Annotated in this window: 18 protein-coding genes; 13 read left to right on the forward strand and 5 right to left on the reverse strand. The window is 38.4% G+C overall.

All coding sequences use genetic code 11. The features are described from left to right. Positions 1–44 precede the first annotated feature (44 nt). Together BIZ36_RS09160 and BIZ36_RS09165 are read right to left on the reverse strand one after the other, a co-directional pair. Entirely contained in the window at positions 45–653 is a 609-nt protein-coding gene (locus BIZ36_RS09160) for a DUF4337 family protein (protein WP_187457597.1), read from the reverse strand. Continuing rightward, a complete protein-coding gene (locus tag BIZ36_RS09165; RefSeq protein ID WP_187457598.1) occupies positions 637–1,227 on the reverse strand; it encodes a non-canonical purine NTP diphosphatase in 591 nt (196 codons plus the stop codon). Before BIZ36_RS09165 ends, BIZ36_RS09160 begins: the two co-directional genes overlap by 17 nt. 80 nt (positions 1,228–1,307) lie before the next feature. On the opposite strand from BIZ36_RS09165, the gene BIZ36_RS09170 reads away from it, so the two are divergent. From BIZ36_RS09170 to serA, 4 genes are all read left to right on the forward strand, one after another. Next, the gene (locus tag BIZ36_RS09170; RefSeq protein ID WP_187457599.1) at positions 1,308–1,760 is read left to right on the forward strand and encodes a methyltransferase family protein; all 453 of its coding nucleotides are present in this window, start codon (positions 1,308–1,310) and stop codon (positions 1,758–1,760) included. A gap of 109 nt (positions 1,761–1,869) precedes the next feature. Beyond that, positions 1,870–2,478, forward strand: coding sequence for a SatD family protein (locus tag BIZ36_RS09175; RefSeq protein WP_187457600.1), 609 nt, complete (start codon positions 1,870–1,872; stop codon positions 2,476–2,478). 1 nt (position 2,479) lies between these two features. After that, positions 2,480–3,178, forward strand: coding sequence for a DUF3307 domain-containing protein (locus BIZ36_RS09180; protein WP_187457601.1), 699 nt, complete (start codon positions 2,480–2,482; stop codon positions 3,176–3,178). A 150-nt stretch (positions 3,179–3,328) separates the two neighbouring features. Then, positions 3,329–5,221 (forward strand): phosphoglycerate dehydrogenase, encoded by a 1,893-nt coding sequence (serA, locus tag BIZ36_RS09185; protein WP_187457602.1) that lies wholly within the window; start codon positions 3,329–3,331, stop codon positions 5,219–5,221. 71 nt (positions 5,222–5,292) lie between these two features. On the opposite strand, the gene BIZ36_RS09190 is transcribed toward serA, so the two are convergent. Then, entirely contained in the window at positions 5,293–6,327 is a 1,035-nt protein-coding gene (locus BIZ36_RS09190) for a bestrophin family protein (protein WP_187457603.1), read from the reverse strand. A gap of 76 nt (positions 6,328–6,403) precedes the next feature. Further along, on the reverse strand, positions 6,404–6,877 hold the full coding sequence (rlmH, locus tag BIZ36_RS09195; protein ID WP_187457734.1) for a 23S rRNA (pseudouridine(1915)-N(3))-methyltransferase RlmH: 474 nt from the start codon (positions 6,875–6,877) through the stop codon (positions 6,404–6,406). 109 nt (positions 6,878–6,986) lie between these two features. Here rlmH and nadC point away from each other — a divergent pair, with 109 nt between their 5' ends. From nadC to priA, 4 genes are read left to right on the forward strand one after another with little or no spacing between them, the layout of a single operon-like run. Beyond that, positions 6,987–7,844, forward strand: a complete 858-nt coding sequence (gene nadC / locus BIZ36_RS09200; RefSeq protein WP_187457604.1) for a carboxylating nicotinate-nucleotide diphosphorylase — start codon at positions 6,987–6,989, stop codon at positions 7,842–7,844. Continuing rightward, positions 7,845–8,813, forward strand: coding sequence for a YihY/virulence factor BrkB family protein (locus BIZ36_RS09205; RefSeq protein WP_187457605.1), 969 nt, complete (start codon positions 7,845–7,847; stop codon positions 8,811–8,813). Next, on the forward strand, positions 8,810–9,250 hold the full coding sequence (locus tag BIZ36_RS09210) for a DUF2147 domain-containing protein (protein ID WP_187457606.1): 441 nt from the start codon (positions 8,810–8,812) through the stop codon (positions 9,248–9,250). Before BIZ36_RS09205 ends, BIZ36_RS09210 begins: the two co-directional genes overlap by 4 nt. Positions 9,251–9,264: 14 nt before the next feature. Further along, entirely contained in the window at positions 9,265–11,721 is a 2,457-nt protein-coding gene (gene priA / locus BIZ36_RS09215; protein ID WP_187457607.1) for a replication restart helicase PriA, read from the forward strand. A 52-nt stretch (positions 11,722–11,773) separates the two neighbouring features. Here the strand turns inward: priA and BIZ36_RS09220 are convergent, their stop codons facing one another. Beyond that, positions 11,774–12,466, reverse strand: a complete 693-nt coding sequence (locus BIZ36_RS09220) for a LytR/AlgR family response regulator transcription factor (RefSeq protein ID WP_187457608.1) — start codon at positions 12,464–12,466, stop codon at positions 11,774–11,776. Between the two features lie 233 nt (positions 12,467–12,699). On the opposite strand from BIZ36_RS09220, the gene rpsF reads away from it, so the two are divergent. The 5 genes from rpsF (at position 12,700) to BIZ36_RS09245 (ending at position 17,630) form a co-directional block, all read left to right on the forward strand. After that, a complete protein-coding gene (gene rpsF / locus BIZ36_RS09225; protein ID WP_187457609.1) occupies positions 12,700–13,038 on the forward strand; it encodes a 30S ribosomal protein S6 in 339 nt (112 codons plus the stop codon). Positions 13,039–13,043: 5 nt separating this feature from the next. Further along, positions 13,044–13,340, forward strand: coding sequence for a 30S ribosomal protein S18 (rpsR, locus tag BIZ36_RS09230; RefSeq protein WP_100868856.1), 297 nt, complete (start codon positions 13,044–13,046; stop codon positions 13,338–13,340). A gap of 12 nt (positions 13,341–13,352) precedes the next feature. Then, positions 13,353–13,805, forward strand: a complete 453-nt coding sequence (gene rplI / locus BIZ36_RS09235) for a 50S ribosomal protein L9 (RefSeq protein WP_187457610.1) — start codon at positions 13,353–13,355, stop codon at positions 13,803–13,805. 95 nt (positions 13,806–13,900) lie between these two features. Beyond that, positions 13,901–17,059, forward strand: a complete 3,159-nt coding sequence (locus BIZ36_RS09240) for a TonB-dependent receptor (RefSeq protein ID WP_187457611.1) — start codon at positions 13,901–13,903, stop codon at positions 17,057–17,059. A gap of 100 nt (positions 17,060–17,159) precedes the next feature. Beyond that, on the forward strand, positions 17,160–17,630 hold the full coding sequence (locus BIZ36_RS09245) for a DUF6495 family protein (protein ID WP_187457612.1): 471 nt from the start codon (positions 17,160–17,162) through the stop codon (positions 17,628–17,630). Positions 17,631–17,699: the final 69 nt, after the last annotated feature.

The raw sequence follows: 17,699 nt of genomic DNA on the forward strand, positions 1-17,699 counted from the left end.
TAAGCTTATTTATTTAGAAATGAAGATCTTTTATCATTATCCGATTAAAGGGACACTATATACCCGTATAAGGATAAAGCTATACCTATAAAGCCAGACCCGATCATTAGCCAAGTAAAGGTCTGTTGCAATTTTGGGTTTTCTTGTATGATTAGACAGACCACTCCAAAAACAACACTAATCTGCAGGAAAAGAATGCCCATATTTATCTTTCCTACAGTTTCCTTTAAGGTTTTTGCTTTTTCTCGCCATTCCCTAAGGCCAATGATTTTACCCATTTCCCCATCTAAATCTTGAGCCCAGGAGCTAGGAGGAATATTCGCGGAACCCATTAGGATTTCTGTTTTTTCCGCTTCGTATTTAATTACCAGTTGTTTGGTCTTTTCAATTTTTTCCTTCATGGCCGCGGATCGTTCCCTATCTATCATTCCGGTACTTAACAGGGCAATTAAAAAATCGCGTTCATTTTCCTTCATTACTTGCTTAATACTCTTGGCGTTGTACCAATCTGAATAGCTTACTTCATTATTATCTGCATCTGTAATCTTCTTTTCAAAAGAGTTGTTGATTACTTCCATTATGGCCAGTAGGGCAACAAAAAATATAATGAGTACTCCACCGCGCTCCTCTATTTTTCTACTTTGTGATGACATGATTGTTTTTTAAGAATTGTACAAGTTGGTCTATGGCTTTTCCTCTATGGCTAATTTTATTTTTTACATCAATCGGTAATTGAGCAAAAGTTTGGTCGTAGCCTAAAGGTTTAAAAATAGGGTCATATCCAAACCCCTTTTCACCTTGCTTGCCTATGGTAATTTCTCCGTGGGCCTCTCCTTCAAATAGGTGTTTTTCTTCGGGTAAATTTAAAGCTATAACGGTTTTAAAATAGGCTCGTCTATCTTTTTCTTTTTTAAGTTCATGAAGAAGTTTGGCCATATTGTCTTCAGAACTTTTATGATTTCCAGCGTATCTGGCAGAAAAAACACCAGGCCTACCATTTAGAGCGTTTACTAAAAGTCCCGTATCATCAGAAAAACAGGGCAGACCATACTTTTGGGTAACATAGTTTGCTTTTATTTGGGCATTTTCTTCCAAGGTATTACCTGTTTCCTCAATTTCGTCAAAACAAGAAATGTCCGTTAGCGAAAGAAGAACTATGTAATCTGGCATTAATAGCTTTACTTCTTGAAATTTGTTTTGGTTATGTGTGGCGAAGACAAGTTTCATTTGGAGGATATATGTATTATACGTTTGTGATGCTTCTTATGGACGTAAAATAGTTAATTTTGTTTGTGAAATTTTCATTTATGCAGCTAAAAGTACCACCTGTTATAGTTTTTCTTTTCTTTATTGCTTTGATGTACTTTTTGGCCAAAGTATTGCCTGTTGGTTATTTTGACTTTTTTGGGAGGACCTATATAATGATGGGGTTGTTGGTGATCGCATCTATTGTGGTTGTATGGGCCTTGTTTCAGTTTTATAGTAGGAAAACGACGGTGGATCCACGTGACCCGTCAAAAGCATCCAGTTTGGTAGATAGTGGAGTTTATGCTTATTCCAGAAACCCTATGTATTTAGCTATGCTTATGGTACTATTGGCTTTTGGGCTTTGGTTGGGCAATGCTTTCAATACATTGTTGGCCGCTGGTTTTGTGGGATATATGAACAGGTTTCAGATAGAACCGGAAGAAAGGTCTCTCGGGTTAATTTTTGGCAAGGAGTATAGACAGTATTGTCTTAAGGTGAGAAGATGGTTTTAGTTGATAAGGTTATTGACTTCTATTATAATAAATAAGCTTTTTGGCTTATTTTTTTATTTATTAGCTTTTTAGGTAATATTTTAATAAATTAGCTTATAAACTAATAACAATGGTAGCGGTAATAACAGGAGATATCATAGGTTCTGGAAATCACAGCTCGTCTACATGGCTTCCAGTACTAAAAAAACATTTATCCAAATTGGGTAAATCTCCCAAGGATTGGGAAGTATATAGAGGTGATGAATTTCAACTTAAAATAGCTGCCAAGGATGCACTGGTGCAGGCTATTTATATAAAGGCCTTGTTAAAAACAATAAAAGGACTGGATGCCCGGATAGGAATAGGTGTAGGCGGGGAAGACTATCAAGGTCAGGGAGTGAGTGAATCCAATGGAACGGCATATCAAAGATCTGGTAGAACTTTTGAGCATCTAAAAGAAGATAAAATAAACTTGAGCATTGCAACGGGCAACAAAAATCATGACCGTATTTTTAACCTCATGCTCAAATTTGCGTTGCATATTATGGATGATTGGAGTCCAGTTTCAGCGGAAATAGTGGTTTTGGCTTTGGATTATCCAGAGGCATCGCAGCAAGAAATAGCAAACCGTTTGGGTATTCAACAATCGGCCGTAAGCCAAAGACAAAAAAGGGCACGGTTGGATTTAGTGCTAGAATTATTGGAGTTTTATAGAGAGAATCTTAAAGAAGTGAACTAATATGATTTTGTTTACCAAATTGTTCTTGGCCCATTTAATTGGTGATTTTTTATTACAACCCGGTCGTTGGGTCGTACACAAAGAGGCCAATAAAATAAAATCAAAATACCTGTATGTTCACGTGCTTGTGCATTTTTTGATTTCAATGGTATTACTATGGGATTTAGATTACTTACTTCCAGTTGCCATCATTTCCTTCTCCCATTACTTGATAGACCTTGCCAAATTATACGCCACACCTTTTTTTAAATTAAAAAGTGTACCTTTTTTTATAGACCAGGTATTACATTTAATGGTACTGTATGTGGTGGTCTATTACCAAAATTTGTGGCCTCAAACAGAAATGCTCTTTTCCAAAATTGATTGGGGTCTGGTAACGGCAATTGTATTTGTGAGTTTTCCTTCTTCCATTATCATGGGAAAACTATTGGAAGCCATGTCCGATAAAATAGAACTAGACCATAAATCCCTGCCAAATGCAGGAAAGTATATTGGGATCATTGAGCGCCTCTTTGTGCTCATGTTCATTATTATGGGCAGGTGGGAGGCCATTGGGCTTTTGATTGGAGCAAAATCGGTCTTTAGGTTCAATGATTTAAAAGAAAGTAACAACCGTAAATTAACAGAGTACATCCTAATAGGCACCCTTTTAAGTTTTGGGTTGGCCATCCTGTCCGGTATAGTTTACAAAGCATTTTAATTGCTTGGGAATTTAATGTTTTTAAGGGCATATAATTTTAAAATAAGTGGCAATGTGAACGGATTAGTTATAAGAATAACTTTTCATGACTTTCCTAAAAATCACTCGTAATTAATCTTTATTTTTGTGCCTTAATTTTTCAACGAGGCAATGGTAGCAACAAACAGAAAATATGTTTTTGATTTTGATAGCACCTTAACTAGGGTAGAGGCACTGGATGTACTGGCCGAAATGACCCTTAAGGACAAATCGAACAAAGAAGAGATTATCAATCAAATTCAGGAAATTACCAACTTAGGAATCGATGGGGATATTTCCTTTACTGAATCCTTGGAGCGCCGTATTAAATTGCTAAAAGCGCATAAGGATGATTTAGGTCCCTTGGTTGATGAGCTCCGACAAAAAATTTCGAAATCCATTGCCGCCAACAAAGAGTTTTTTGAAAAATTTTCCGATGATATTTATGTTATTTCGTGCGGCTTTAAAGAGTTTATAGACCCCATAGTAGAAGAATACCAAATTCCTTCCAATAGGGTTTATGCCAATACTTTTAAGTTTGATGAACAAGGAAATATTATTGGTTTTGATGAAGAAAATGTACTATCTCAGCACAACGGTAAAATTGCCTGTTTGCGAGATATGGATTTAGATGGCGAAGTTCAGGTGATTGGTGACGGTTACAGTGATTATGTAATGAAAGAAGCCGGAATTGCCGATAAGTTTTTTGCCTACACTGAAAATGTGCACCGTGAGAAAGCCGCTAGTAAGGCAGATCATGTTGCCCCTAACCTAGATGAATTTTTATTTGTGAACGATTTACCAAGAAATTACTCGTACCCTAAGAACAGAATTAAAATCTTATTGTTGGAAAATGTGCACCCAGCAGCACTTGAAAACCTTTCAAAGGATGGTTTCTCAGTAGAGTTGGTCAAGAACAGTCTTCCAGAAGAGGAGTTAATTGAAAAAATTAAAGGTGTTCACGTTTTAGGGATCCGTTCCAAAACCCAGGTGACCCAAAAAGTCTTGGATGCCGGCAATAAACTATTGGTGGTGGGGGCTTTTTGTATTGGAACCACTCAAATAGATTTGGAATATGCCCGTAAGAAAGGTGTGGCCGTCTTTAATGCTCCTTACAGTAATACTCGTTCCGTAGTAGAATTGGCCATAGGTGAAATCATTATGTTAATGCGTAGCGTGGTTGCTAGAAGTGCCGAAATTCATAGCGGACAATGGCAAAAAACAGCTTCTGGATCACGAGAGGTGCGAGGTAAGAATCTTGGTATTGTGGGCTATGGTAATATTGGAAAACAACTTTCCATTCTTGCCGAAGCCATTGGTATGCGAGTGTATTATTACGATGTAGAGGATAAGTTGTCATTGGGTAATGCCAAAAAATGTAATTCGCTGGAAGATTTACTCAATGTGTCTGATGTGGTTACACTCCATGTGGATGATAACAAGGCCAACAAAAACTTTATTGGAGAAAGGGAAATTAATCAAATGCGCGATGGTGCTATGTTAATCAATCTTTCGCGTGGATTTGTAGTGGATATTGAAGCCCTAGCAGAAGCTCTAAAAAGTGGTAAACTCGGTGGTGCTGCTATAGATGTATATCCGGAGGAACCCAGAAGTAACGGTGAGTTTTACACTGCTCTACAAGGTATTCCCAACGTTATTTTAACACCGCATGTTGGCGGAAGTACTGAAGAGGCTCAAAGGGATATTGCAGATTTTGTTCCAAATAAAATCATGGATTATATCAATACAGGTAACTCTGTAGATGCGGTTAATTTTCCTAACATACGTTTGCCAAAACAGCAAAAGGCGCATAGGTTCCTTCATATTCATAAGAACGTACCAGGGATTATGGCGAAAATAAACGAGGTCTTGGCTTCCTATGAATTGAATATCCTTGGTCAATATCTTTCCACGGATAGCGATGTAGGGTACGTAATTACAGATGTGGATAGAGAATATGATAAGGATGTTATCAAGGCATTGAAAAGAGTGGATAACACCATAAAATTTAGAGTACTCTACTAATAGTCTAAAATAGTAAAAATTAGAAAGCCCTCGTTTGAGGGCTTTTTTGGTGCTTTTTTTTGATAGTTAGCTTACATAAGTACCCCTTTTTCTGCCTTAACCGGAGGGGGAAGTTCCGTTTCACCCAAAATTTCCCTTAAATCAATTTCTATGGTCCTGCAAAGGGATAGCATTGGAATGTCATTTGACATTCGTTGAAATGGGTTTTCGGAATAGTCTCCAACCAATTCCATCATAATATAAACCCAACCTAAAAGAACGCAGATGGGAACGGCCAGCCAAAAATTGATTTTTTCCGCATCTAGAACTTCGGGCATCATACTAAAAGGAAGTAGAAAAATAAATATCCCTACAAAATAATAGCTCATATTGGCATACTGACGCGGAAACGGAAACTTTTTTATCCGCTCGTTTTTTCCTTGTAATTCATAAAATGTTCTTAGTATTTCCTGCATTTTAATATGCCTAAAATCGTCTATCAAACCTTCTTCCCTCAAATCCCTTAAATCCCTTGATTGTTCATTGATGATTTGTGTGGCGGTATTTGCTTTGGATTTTAACCGTGAATATTCTTCTTCACCAAGAAAATTTTTCAATTCTCTAAACTCCTCTTTATCACTTATTAGACCAACTCCAAAACTTTCTTCCAATCTTACTGCATGCCTAGTGGTAAGACCTCCTTGGCTAACATGCTCCCAAGGAGTGGGTACCAACAATTGCTCCCTATGTGTGTATAACCAACCTATGTGCCTATAGATCAATCTTTTTTTAATGGCAAGTAATTCCGTTTCACTTCGCTGAGTGCGAGTATTTAGATTGGTAATATACCCATCTACATACATGGCCCAAGCCCTACTATCATTTACAATTCCGCCCCAAATTTTTCGCGCTTCCCACATTCTACCATAAGATTGATTGTTTTTGAAACCTACGTAAAATGCCACAGCGGTACCGATTACGGAAACAGGAAGCCATGGAATTTTAAAGGAAATTACGTTGAAGCGATATAAAACAGCTACACCACCCATAAAAACAAAGAGCCAAACAATATGGTGGAAAGACCAATTAAAGAGTTTTTTAAGGGGTATGCCCTTTGATACGATCATAGTCCGTTATTTAGTTAGACTACTAAAGTAGAAAAGTTGATGGGCTTTTAGGAATTGTAACAGTGGTTTTTTAAAACTAACGATGATGATAAGGTTCATTTCGTAAAATTGTAAAGGCCCTATAAATCTGTTCTGTTACAAATAATCGTACCATCTGGTGGGAGAAAGTCATTTTAGACAAGCTTATTTTTCCCTGTGCTGCGGCATATACCTCATCACTAAAGCCGTAAGGTCCACCAATGACTAAAACCAGTTGTTTGATCCCGGCGTTCATTTTTTTCTGTAGATATTCAGAAAAACCTACGGATGAAAGTTGTTTTCCATTTTCGTCCAAAAGAATTAAAACATCTGTGGGAACCAATTTTTTAAGAATTAATTCGCCTTCTTTTTCTTTTTGCTGGGTTTCTGAAAGGTTTTTGGCGTTTTTTATATCCGGAATGAGCTCAATATCAAACTTGATATAATGTTTTAGTCTTTTTTCGTATTCCGAAATAAGGCTTTGTAACGGTTTGCTGTCCGTTTTTCCTATGGCGAGCAATTTTATGGTCATAGGCAAATATAATTCCATTTCGTAAAACCAAGGTTGTCAATAATTACACTGGCAAGTCCTCATTTTACCCTTAACATTTCTTAATTTAGCCCAAAGCATACTTCTATTTATGATTTCAAAAGACGCATTTCAAAGAGAATTAGACTTAATAATTGCCAACGCCATTCGTGAGGATGTGGGCGATGGAGACCATAGCTCATTGGCCTGTATTCCGGACTTCGCAAGAGGAAAGGCCAAACTTTTGGTGAAGGACGAAGGTATTATTGCCGGTATTGAATTTGCAAAACAGGTTTTTGCGTATGTTGATAAAGGATTAGAGGTAGAGACTTTAATCGAAGATGGTTCACAAGTGCAAAATGGCGATATTGCTTTTTATGTGAGTGGCAGTTCTCAGAGTATTTTAAAGGCAGAGCGACTTGTTTTGAACGCCATGCAACGTATGAGCGCTATAGCTACCAAAACCAATTTTTTTGTAAAACTTTTGGAGGGAACCGGAACCAAGATTCTAGATACCCGTAAAACCACACCGGGGATCAGGGCTTTGGAAAAATGGGCGGTAAAAATCGGAGGTGGAGAAAATCATCGGTTTGCACTGTATGATATGATTATGCTGAAAGATAACCATATCGATTTTGCCGGAGGAATTACCCAAGCAATTGAAAAGACACAAAACTATTTAAAGGCAACAGGCCGTGACCTTAAAATAATTGTGGAGGCGCGTGATTTAAACGAGATTAAGGAGATTCTTAGGTCAGATGGAGTATACCGAATTCTTATCGATAATTTTAACTACGAAGATACACGAACTGCGGTGGACCTGATTGGTAACACATGTCTAACTGAGTCATCAGGGGGAATCAATGAAGAGACCATACGGCAGTACGCAGAATGTGGCGTTGATTATATTTCTTCTGGGGCTTTAACGCATTCCGTGTATAATATGGATTTGAGTCTAAAAGCGGTATAAATGTCGCAGGAGATTGAGGAGAAAATAGCCAAAATTCCTATTATCAATAAACTGGCCTTGCTCTTAAAAGGGGTTAAGTTACCAGCTTTTGAAGGGCTTTCTCTTTATGACCTGATGGAAATGTACATTTTTGGTATTTTCAAAGGGGCAATCTCCACAAGGGCCAGTTCCATTGCTTTTAGCCTGTTTTTGGCACTTTTTCCCTTGCTTATTTTTCTTATAACCTTGGTTCCCTTTATAATCCCGTATGTGAGCGTAGGAAATGAGAATTTTGATTCTCAGTTCTTAGTCTTTTTAGAGTCTTTTTTGCCATCGGCAACAAGTGATTATTTTGGGGATATTTACCAGCAGATCAAAGACCAGAAAAGGGGTGGGTTGCTATCCTCGGCTTTTTTATTTTCTATTTTTTTAATGGCAAATGGCGTAAATGCTATTTTTGGAGGTTTTGAAAACTCCTATCACGTAGAACTTACCAGAAGTTTTTTTCGTCAGTATTTGTATGCCTTGATGGTAGGTTTAATTTTGTCCGTTCTACTGATTGTGGGTGCAGTGGCCTATGTGTATGTAGAATTTTATATTCTGGATTACCTAAGCGTTTGGGCCGCTAAAACCAGGGGGTATGACCTCACGGAAAACGATATTGTGGGTGCGCAAATTGGCAAAGTAGTTTTCTTTGTATTGTTGTCTTATTTTACCACGGCTATTCTTTACTATTTTGGTACCTTGGAAGGAAAGCACGCTAAATTCTTTTCCATTGGGGCCTTGATGACCACCTTACTCTTTATGCTTACATCTTATCTTTTTGGGGTTTATGTTGAGAAATTTGCAAGATACAACGAATTATATGGTGCTTTAGGCGGTTTGTTGATACTAATGGTTTATATCTGGTTAAATTCCAATATATTGTTATTAGGGTTTGAGCTAAACGCTTCCTTAAATTCCCTAAGAAAAACCTATAAGAAGGAATGATAAAACCATATAATCGTATTCTAATCGCATTTGTATTCTTCGGAATTCAGCTAGGTCAATCCCAAAGTGTTTTCGGAACATGGAAAACCATAGATGACCGTACCGGTAAACCTAAGGCCATCATCGATATATATGAAAAAGACGGATTAATGTACGGTAAGGTAATTGAGATCGTGGAGGAAGGAAAGGAAAACTTCATCTGTGAAAAATGCGAAGGCGACCGTAAAGATAAGCCCGTTCTGGGGATGCATATCATTGAAGAGGCAGAGCATGTAGGGGATGGCGTTTATAAAGGAGATACGCTATTTGACCCTCAACAGGCCATGACTTTTAGATGTAAAATATGGTTAAATCCGGATAATCACGATGAATTAAAAGTTAGGGGCTATCTTGCATTTATTTACCGCACCCAAACCTGGCAGCGTGTAGATGGCTAGATTCTAAATAATGTATGGAATATTTTATTGATGTTGTCTTACCTATTCCGTTAGAGAAACTTTTTACCTATAGTATAAACCAAATTGAGGCAGACAACTTGGTGCCGGGCATGCGGGTGGCCGTTCCCTTTGGGAAATCAAAAATCTATACCGGCCTCGTGCATCGGGTTCATAATGAGGCTCCACAGGCCTATGAAGCTAAGGAAATAGATAGAATCCTTGATGAACAACCTATAGTAAACCCCTTCCAGTTAAAGCATTGGCAGTGGATAGCAGAGTACTACATGTGTACTTTTGGGGAGGTCTTTCGCAGTGCAGTACCCAGTGCTTTTCTTCTGGAAAGTGAAACTTTGATTTTATTGAATACCGAAGCCGTTATTGTGGATTCCGCATTGGAAGACGATGAGTTTTTGGTATTTGAAGCGTTACAGCACCAATCAAGCTTAAAAGTTCATGAAGTTAGCTCCATCGTAGACAGAAAAAATATACTTCCGGTATTAAATCGACTTATTGAAAAGAATGTCATTCTGCTGAAAGAAGAGATATACGAGCAATACAAACCCAAGTTGGTAAAGTACGTGCAATTGGGGAAGGAATATTTGTCCGAAGAAAAACTGGAAACTCTTCTAAGCGATTTGACTCGCGCGCCAAAGCAAAGTCAGGTGGTGTTGGCGCTTTTTCAACTGCAGGCCGTTTCAAAGAAACCGATCAAAGTTACGGAACTGGAACAGGAAAGCGGTGCCTCCAAAGCAGTCATCAAAGCCTTGGTGAATAAACAGATTTTAGAGGAATATTTTATACGTAAAGATCGGGTGGATTATGAAGGGGATGGTGGTGATGAAGAAGTGAAATCATTGAATGAATTTCAAGAAAAAGCCTTATCCGATATTCATAAAGGTTTTGAAGATAAAAAGCCCGTTCTGTTACATGGAGTTACCTCATCAGGAAAAACAGAAGTTTATGTAAAACTGATTGAAGATTGTATCAATAAAGGGAAACAGGCACTTTATTTATTGCCCGAAATTGCGCTGACGACTCAGTTAATTGGTCGCTTGCAAGAGTATTTTGGGGAAAAGGTTTCCGTTTATCATTCCAAATATAATGTACAGGAAAGGGTAGAGGTATGGAACAATGTGCTACATCAAAAAAGTAAGGCGCAAGTGGTCATTGGTGCTCGATCTTCTTTGTTTCTTCCTTTTTCCAAATTGGGATTGATTATAATTGATGAAGAGCATGAAGGCTCTTTTAAACAATTTGATCCAGCCCCACGTTATCATGCCAGGGATGCAGCAATTGTATTGGGTAATTTGCATGGTAGCCAAATTTTGTTAGGTTCCGCAACGCCGAGTATTGAAAGCTACCTGAACGCTAAAACCGGAAAATATGGCCTTGCCGAAATAAAGAGACGTTTTGGAAATGTTTTAATGCCAGAAATAGAATTGGTGGACCTAAAGGAGCAATCCCGAAAAAAAAGAATGAAGGGGCATTTTTCAGAGCGATTGTTTTTGGAAATAGAAGACGCCCTTAGAGAGGGGGAACAAATCATTCTTTTTCAAAACAGAAGAGGTTATGCACCCATTGTTGAATGTACTACTTGCGGGGTTTCGCCCCAATGCCCTAATTGTGATGTGAGTTTGACCTATCATCAATACAAGAAACAACTTCGTTGTCACTATTGTGGTTATCATACTGCCTTACCGGAAAGTTGCCAAGCTTGTGGAAGTCCAACACTCGACACCAAAGGTTTCGGTACCGAACAGGTAGAAAAGGAATTGGAAACCTTATTCCCGGATGCCAAGACATGGCGAATGGATTTGGATACTACTCGAGGAAAACATGGCTATGAAAAAATTATTACTGCCTTTGAGCAGCAGGAAATAGATATTTTGGTGGGTACCCAAATGCTAACTAAGGGCCTCGATTTTAGGAATGTAAGTTTGGTAGGTATTATGAATGCAGATTCCCTATTGAACTTCCCCGATTATAGGGCCCATGAACGTTGCTTTCAGTTATTGACACAAGTTGCCGGTAGGGCAGGGCGTACCCAAAAAAGAGGAAAGGTAATTGTGCAAAGCTATAATCCATACCATCAGATATTGACTCAAATGTCAACCAATGACTATGAAGGTATGTTTAAGGAACAATTATACGAGCGTGAGCAATACAAGTATCCACCAAGGAATAGAATTATAAAAATCACTTTTAAGCATAAGGATTACAATAGACTTAATGAGGCGGCGGAGTGGTTTGCTAAAGGACTGAGAAATAGCTTGGCAGGGAATGTTTTAGGACCGGAATACCCACCTGTGGCACGAATTAGAAACCAGTATCTAAAAAATATACTGGTGAAAATACCTAAAAGCACCTCGATAGGAGGTGTAAAAAAGGGTATTAAAAGATTGGAGAAGTCATTTAATGCCATTGCCCCTTACAGAAGTGTACGTATCATATACAATGTAGACCATGTATAAAAAAAGCCCCGTTCAAAAAAACGGGGCTTACATATTTTAAAAAAGTAGAAGTTTAGACGTTGCTAAGTGCTTCGGCCAACTCTGATTTTTTGTTCCTACTTAAAGGAATGGATCTACCGCTAACTTCAACATTTTTACTGTTGAACTTTTCAATTTTTTCAAGGTTAACGATATAGGATTTATGTATTCTAAGGAACTTGTCTTCTGGCAATTGCTTCTCAAAAGACTTCATGGTAGAAAGAATAACGATGTTGGCTTCATCGGTTACCAACTTAATATAATCTCCAAGAGCCTCGATCCATTTGATATCGTTTAAAATAACCTTTCTTTTCTTAAGGTTACTTTTAACAAAGATGTGCTCCTCGTCTTCTTGAACTTTGTGCAATTGCTCATATTTTGCCACAGCTCTTTTAACAGACGCATCAAACCTTGCCATAGTAATAGGTTTGTGTAGGTAATCTGTTACATCGTAGTCAAAGGCTTTTAGGGCATAATCCGGTTTACCGGTAATGAGAATTACTTGTGGTCTGTTTTCTAATGATTCCAAAAGATCAAAACCACTGATGATGGGCATTTCAACATCAAGAAAAATAAGGTCAATCTCGTTGTTCTTGATTCCATTTTTCGCTTCGATCGCATTGCTGTATTCGGCTACCATAGCTAAATTGGGATGACTGTTGACCAGCTTTGCTACTGCCATCCGCTGCATGGACGAATCGTCGACAATAATACTTCTTAATTTCATAAATGGGTCGATTTGTGGGGTTAAATCATCGACAAAATACTAAAAATTGACGTTTATCTGCAAGTAAACTTGTAAAGTTCGTCAGGTTTCCTGTGTAATTTGCAATGACCATAGGTTAAGATTTGGTTAAGTTCGATTTTTTATGGTTTACCAATCTATAACGAAGAATATTCGGTTTTCTTGTGAAGTGTAAGAAATATTATTACTTTTGCGCTCCTAAAAAATATACATTTATGAACCATTACGAAACTGTTTTCATTTTGAATCCCGTGCTTTCTGATGATCAGATAGCGGAAACAGTTAAGAAATTTGAGGATTTCTTAATTAACAATGGCGCCAAAATGGTCTCTAAAGAAAACTGGGGACTTAAGAAATTGGCCTATGCCATACAACACAAGAAAAGTGGTTTTTACCATTTGTTCGAGTTCACCGCTCCTGGAAGCGTAATTGCTCCTTATGAGCAAGAGTTCAAGAGAGATGAACGTATCATGCGGTTTTTAACCGTAAAATTAGACAAGCACGCTATTGAGTGGGCAGAGAAAAGAAGAACAAGGTTAAAAGCTAAAGCGTAAGTATCATGGCAACATTACAACAGCAAGCAAAAGGAAAAAAGGATGGGGAAATCCGTTATTTGACCCCATTGAACATTGAGACCAATACGAAAAAGAAGTATTGTCGTTTCAAAAAATCCGGAATAAAGTACATTGATTACAAAGACCCGGATTTCTTGATGAAATTGGTAAACGAGCAAGGTAAATTATTACCTAGAAGACTTACCGGAACTTCTTTGAAGTACCAACGCAAAGTGGCCCAAGCGGTAAAGAGGGCACGTCATTTGGCTTTAATGCCATACGTAGGCGATCTACTAAAATAAATTTAAGGCAAGATGGAACTTATATTAAAACAAGACGTAGAGCATTTGGGCTTTAAAGATGATATTGTAATAGTAAAGAACGGTTACGGTAGAAATTATTTAATACCAAGGGGCATGGCCACTATGGCTACCTCTTCTGCTAAAAAAGTTCTTGAAGAGAACTTGAAGCAAAGAGCTCACAAAGAGAAGAAGATTGTAGATGCCGCAAAAACTACAGCAGAAGCCTTAAGTACATTGGAAGTTAAGATACCTGCTAAAGTTGGTGCTGGTGATAAACTTTTTGGTTCTGTAACTTCTGCAGATTTAGCAGGTGTTTTGTCCAAAGAAGGACATGAGATCGATAAGAAATATATCAGTATTAAAGGTGGTGCCATTAAAAGGGCAGGACCTTACACTGCAGATATTAGATTACACCGTGAGGTTAACGTTCAATTTGATTTTGAAGTTATTGCCGATCAGAAATAAGCGGTTGATAATCATTGATAACTTTAAAGAGCTATGCGTGCATAGCTCTTTTTTTTTGCTTTATTTTTGCAAAAAATTAACACAAACTCACAATTATGAAGAAGTTTCACCTTTTTGCATTTTTGACGTTTTTTACCCTTTGTCTCTCAGCACAGGTAACCACGTCCAACATGTCAGGATCTGTTACTGACGATCAAAGCGAACCTTTACTAGGAGCCAATGTGGTTGCGGTGCATACGCCCACTGGTACTACCTACGGGGCGATTACCAATGAAGATGGTCTTTTCAAGATTTTGAACATGAGGGTTGGAGGCCCCTATGAGATTAAGGTTTCCTACATTGGATTTAAGGAACAAACTATAAATGATGCCTATTTATCATTGGGTAAAACTTTTACGATTGATGTGATTTTAATTACCGAAAGCCAAGCTTTGGATGAAGTGGTAGTGATTTCTGATCGCGGTGGAACATTCGGTAGCGACCGTACAGGTGCCGAGACCAGCGTTGGCAGAAGAGAGCTAACTCGTTTGCCTACCATTTCAAGGTCAGCGCAGGATTTCACTCGTTTGGAGCCTTCGTCCACAGGTAATTCTTTTGGAGGTAGAAACGATCAGTACAATAACTTCTCTTTAGATGGCGCTATTTTTAATAACCCTTTTGGTTTGGATGCGCCTACTCCTGGAGGACAAACAGATTCACAGCCTATTTCCTTAGATGCTATCGACCAGATTCAGGTGTCCTTGGCGCCTTATGACGTGACTCAATCTGGATTTACAGGGGCAACGGTAAATGCCGTTACCAAAAGTGGTACCAATGAATTTCATGGTACGGTTTATGGCTTTTTTAGAAATGAGGATTTGACCGGAGGAAAGATTAAAGGGGAAGATGTTGTAAAACCGGATTTAAAGCAAAATCAATACGGTCTTAGTATCGGTGGACCTATCGTTAAGAACAAACTTTTCTTTTTTGCCAATTTTGAAAGAGATCAAAGAGATGATTTAGGAACTAATGGTTGGGTTCCCAATACAGGTTCTGGCGCTATCAATGAGTCTCGGGTATTGGAAAGCGACTTGATGGGAGTACAAAATGCCTTATCGGGACTGGGATATAACACGGGTAGGTACCAAGATTTTACCTACGGTGCAGAATCTACGAAAGGAATCGTAAAGTTAGATTGGAACGTTAATGATGACCATCGTTTGGCGTTGATTTACAACTTCTTGAGTGCCTCTAAAGAGAAGCCTGCTCACCCTACCGCATTGGGTATTCGTGGTCCGAGTGCGCAGGTTTTACAATTTGAGAATAGTGGCTACGAAATCAATAATAACATTCAGTCACTTCAATTAGAATTAAACTCAACTTTTGGCGATAATGCCACCAACAAATTGCAGGTAGGCTACACGCATTTTGATGATTATCGTGATGCGCTTTCATCTCCCATCCCTGCTATTACTATTCAAGATGGTGCTGGTAGTAACTATATCATTGCCGGACATGAACCTTTTTCTATCAACAACCGTTTGGACCAAAAGGTTTTTCAAGTGACTAACAATTTCAACTACTTTGTAGGCAACCACACTTTTACGGTTGGTGCTTCTTTTGAGAAATTTCAGTTTGACAACTCCTTTAACCTGGGTGCTTACGGATATGATGAAAATGGTGATTTTGTTCAGGAAATTGGGGCTTTTGCTGCTTACCCGAGTTTAGCGGAGTTCTATGAAGATATCAACGATGGCTCTATGGCCTTAGCTATTGCCAATGCAGAAGCAATCTTCAGCAATAGTAATTCGGCAGGAGAAGGTAATGATGGCGGTTGGGCCTTGGCCGAAACCAATGTGGGTCAGTTTTCCTTTTATGTACAAGATGATTGGAGTGTAACCCCTGATTTTAAATTGACATATGGAGTTCGATTTGACAAGCCTCTTTATTTTGATACTCAAGATAAAATTCAAGAGAACATCGCCCGAAAACCATTTACTTTTGATCCTACTATTTCCTATTTCAATCCGCAAACAGACCAAGAAACCTTGTTGGATTCAGAAACCCTACCAAGCAATGATTTCTTGATTTCGCCAAGAGTAGGCTTCAACTGGGATGTGAATGGAAACCAAAGAACACAAATACGTGGGGGTAGTGGAGTATTTACAGGCCGCTTTCCTTTTGTTTGGTTAGGCAATCAGGTTCAGGGCTTGGATTCTTTCTTTTATCAGATTGTAGACCCTGATTTCAAATGGCCACAGGTTTGGAGAACCAATATTGGTGGGGATCACCGTTTTGAAAGTGGTCTCATTTTAACGGCTGATGTATCTTACACTAAAGATATCAATGGTGCTCATGTTCAAAACTGGGGACTGAGAAACCCTTCCGGAACTCTAAATGCCCCAGGTGATAACCGTCCGGTGTATGCAGCAGCCGATAAAGGAACCAATGCTTACGTATTCACTAATTCGGATAAGGGTAGAATATGGAATGCCTCTTTAAAGGCGCAGAAAAATTTTGACCACGGACTTTACGCTAGTTTGGCCTATAATTATTTGAATGCAAAAGATGTAAATTCCATTGAAGCTGAGATTACAGGAGATGCCTTTGATTTTAATCCTAATTATGGCGATGCCAACGCAGATGTGCTCTCTTATTCAAAATATGGGGATACACACCGTTTTATTGGGGTAGGTTCAAAGCAATTCAATTATGGGAACAATAAATGGTCAACCACTATTTCTACTTTCTTTGAGTACGCACAAGGTGGTCGTTTCAATTATACTTATGCTGGGGATATCAATAATGACGGTTCTTTTCAGAACAACGATTTGTTTTATATTCCTACGGAGGCAGAAGTACAGCAAATGCAGTTTTCCGGAGCTGGGCAGGCAGAGGCTTACGAGCGTTTCATTCAACAAGATGATTATATGAGTGATAACCGTGGGGAATATTTTGATCGCTATGGGGCTCTATCTCCTTGGAGAGGTAAGTGGGATGTGAAGCTACTTCAAGATTATAGGTTGACCGTTGCCGAAGACAAGGTTCATACCATTCAATTCAGTATGGATATTTTGAATTTCGGTAACCTATTGAACAGTGATTGGGGCTTGGTACAACAACCAAATGCACTAAACCCTTTATCCGTTAGTGTTGACCCCAACACCAATACGCCTACCTATACCTTTAATCAAGGGCTCACTGAAAGTTTTGTTTACGATGCTAGTTTGTTGTCTCGTTGGCAAATTCAATTCGGATTGAGATATATTTTCTAAGAATACAGATATTTATAGGGAAAGGCCGTGCGATTAGCTCGGCCTTTTTTTATTTTTGCCGGATAATTAAAGGGACGATTAATTACCGAAAAGAAAAGGTTTGAAATACACAAGGCTTACAAAACAACAATTGGAAGAATTGCATACGGAATTTATTAATTTTCTGGCCACCCAATCGATTACTGGCGATGAGTGGGAAAATATCAAAGCAAACAAACCGGAAGTTGCCGAAGAGGAAATTGATGTTTTTAGCGATTTGATTTGGGAAGGGGTGTTGGCAAAAGTCAATTACCTCGAAAATATCTCATCCCAACAAATGCATTTGTTCCATTTGACGGACAAGGAAATGAAACTGCTTTCCGTTAAGGTAATGAACCCAAAAATAGATTTGACCACTAGCGAAGGATTTGGGTGGTTCAAAAAAAATTGGCAATCAGATTTTGTGGAGTACCTTACGGCATCAAAAGCATACTCTGAGGATAAGAACTTAGATAAGTTTGAACTGATCCAACAAGGTGCCGTTATTACCAAAGGCGATTTGTACCAATGGTTTGATAACATTATCAATTAAATTTACAGTAGTTTTCATTTAGGGTTCTTCTTGAAAATAACAAAAAAAAAGCCCTTCTCAATAAAATTT

Source organism: Cytophaga sp. FL35 (assembly GCF_014349235.1).
Classification (GTDB): Bacteria; Bacteroidota; Bacteroidia; order Flavobacteriales; family Flavobacteriaceae; genus Euzebyella.

Excerpts from the sequence above, each read along its gene's own strand:
- priA (WP_187457607.1), top strand. The coding sequence starts at position 9,265 with ATGGAATATTTTATTGATGTTGTCTTACCTATTCCGTTAGAGAAACTT.
- rpsR (WP_100868856.1), top strand. The coding sequence starts at position 13,044 with ATGGCAACATTACAACAGCAAGCAAAAGGAAAAAAGGATGGGGAAATC.
- BIZ36_RS09190 (WP_187457603.1), bottom strand. The coding sequence starts at position 6,327 with ATGATCGTATCAAAGGGCATACCCCTTAAAAAACTCTTTAATTGGTCT.
- BIZ36_RS09175 (WP_187457600.1), top strand. The coding sequence starts at position 1,870 with ATGGTAGCGGTAATAACAGGAGATATCATAGGTTCTGGAAATCACAGC.
- BIZ36_RS09220 (WP_187457608.1), bottom strand. The coding sequence starts at position 12,466 with ATGAAATTAAGAAGTATTATTGTCGACGATTCGTCCATGCAGCGGATG.
- BIZ36_RS09180 (WP_187457601.1), top strand. The coding sequence starts at position 2,480 with ATGATTTTGTTTACCAAATTGTTCTTGGCCCATTTAATTGGTGATTTT.
- BIZ36_RS09205 (WP_187457605.1), top strand. The coding sequence starts at position 7,845 with ATGTCGCAGGAGATTGAGGAGAAAATAGCCAAAATTCCTATTATCAAT.
- rlmH (WP_187457734.1), bottom strand. The coding sequence starts at position 6,877 with ATGACCATAAAATTGCTCGCCATAGGAAAAACGGACAGCAAACCGTTA.
- rplI (WP_187457610.1), top strand. The coding sequence starts at position 13,353 with ATGGAACTTATATTAAAACAAGACGTAGAGCATTTGGGCTTTAAAGAT.
- BIZ36_RS09240 (WP_187457611.1), top strand. The coding sequence starts at position 13,901 with ATGAAGAAGTTTCACCTTTTTGCATTTTTGACGTTTTTTACCCTTTGT.
- BIZ36_RS09210 (WP_187457606.1), top strand. The coding sequence starts at position 8,810 with ATGATAAAACCATATAATCGTATTCTAATCGCATTTGTATTCTTCGGA.
- serA (WP_187457602.1), top strand. The coding sequence starts at position 3,329 with ATGGTAGCAACAAACAGAAAATATGTTTTTGATTTTGATAGCACCTTA.
- nadC (WP_187457604.1), top strand. The coding sequence starts at position 6,987 with ATGATTTCAAAAGACGCATTTCAAAGAGAATTAGACTTAATAATTGCC.
- BIZ36_RS09160 (WP_187457597.1), bottom strand. The coding sequence starts at position 653 with ATGTCATCACAAAGTAGAAAAATAGAGGAGCGCGGTGGAGTACTCATT.
- rpsF (WP_187457609.1), top strand. The coding sequence starts at position 12,700 with ATGAACCATTACGAAACTGTTTTCATTTTGAATCCCGTGCTTTCTGAT.
- BIZ36_RS09165 (WP_187457598.1), bottom strand. The coding sequence starts at position 1,227 with ATGAAACTTGTCTTCGCCACACATAACCAAAACAAATTTCAAGAAGTA.
- BIZ36_RS09170 (WP_187457599.1), top strand. The coding sequence starts at position 1,308 with ATGCAGCTAAAAGTACCACCTGTTATAGTTTTTCTTTTCTTTATTGCT.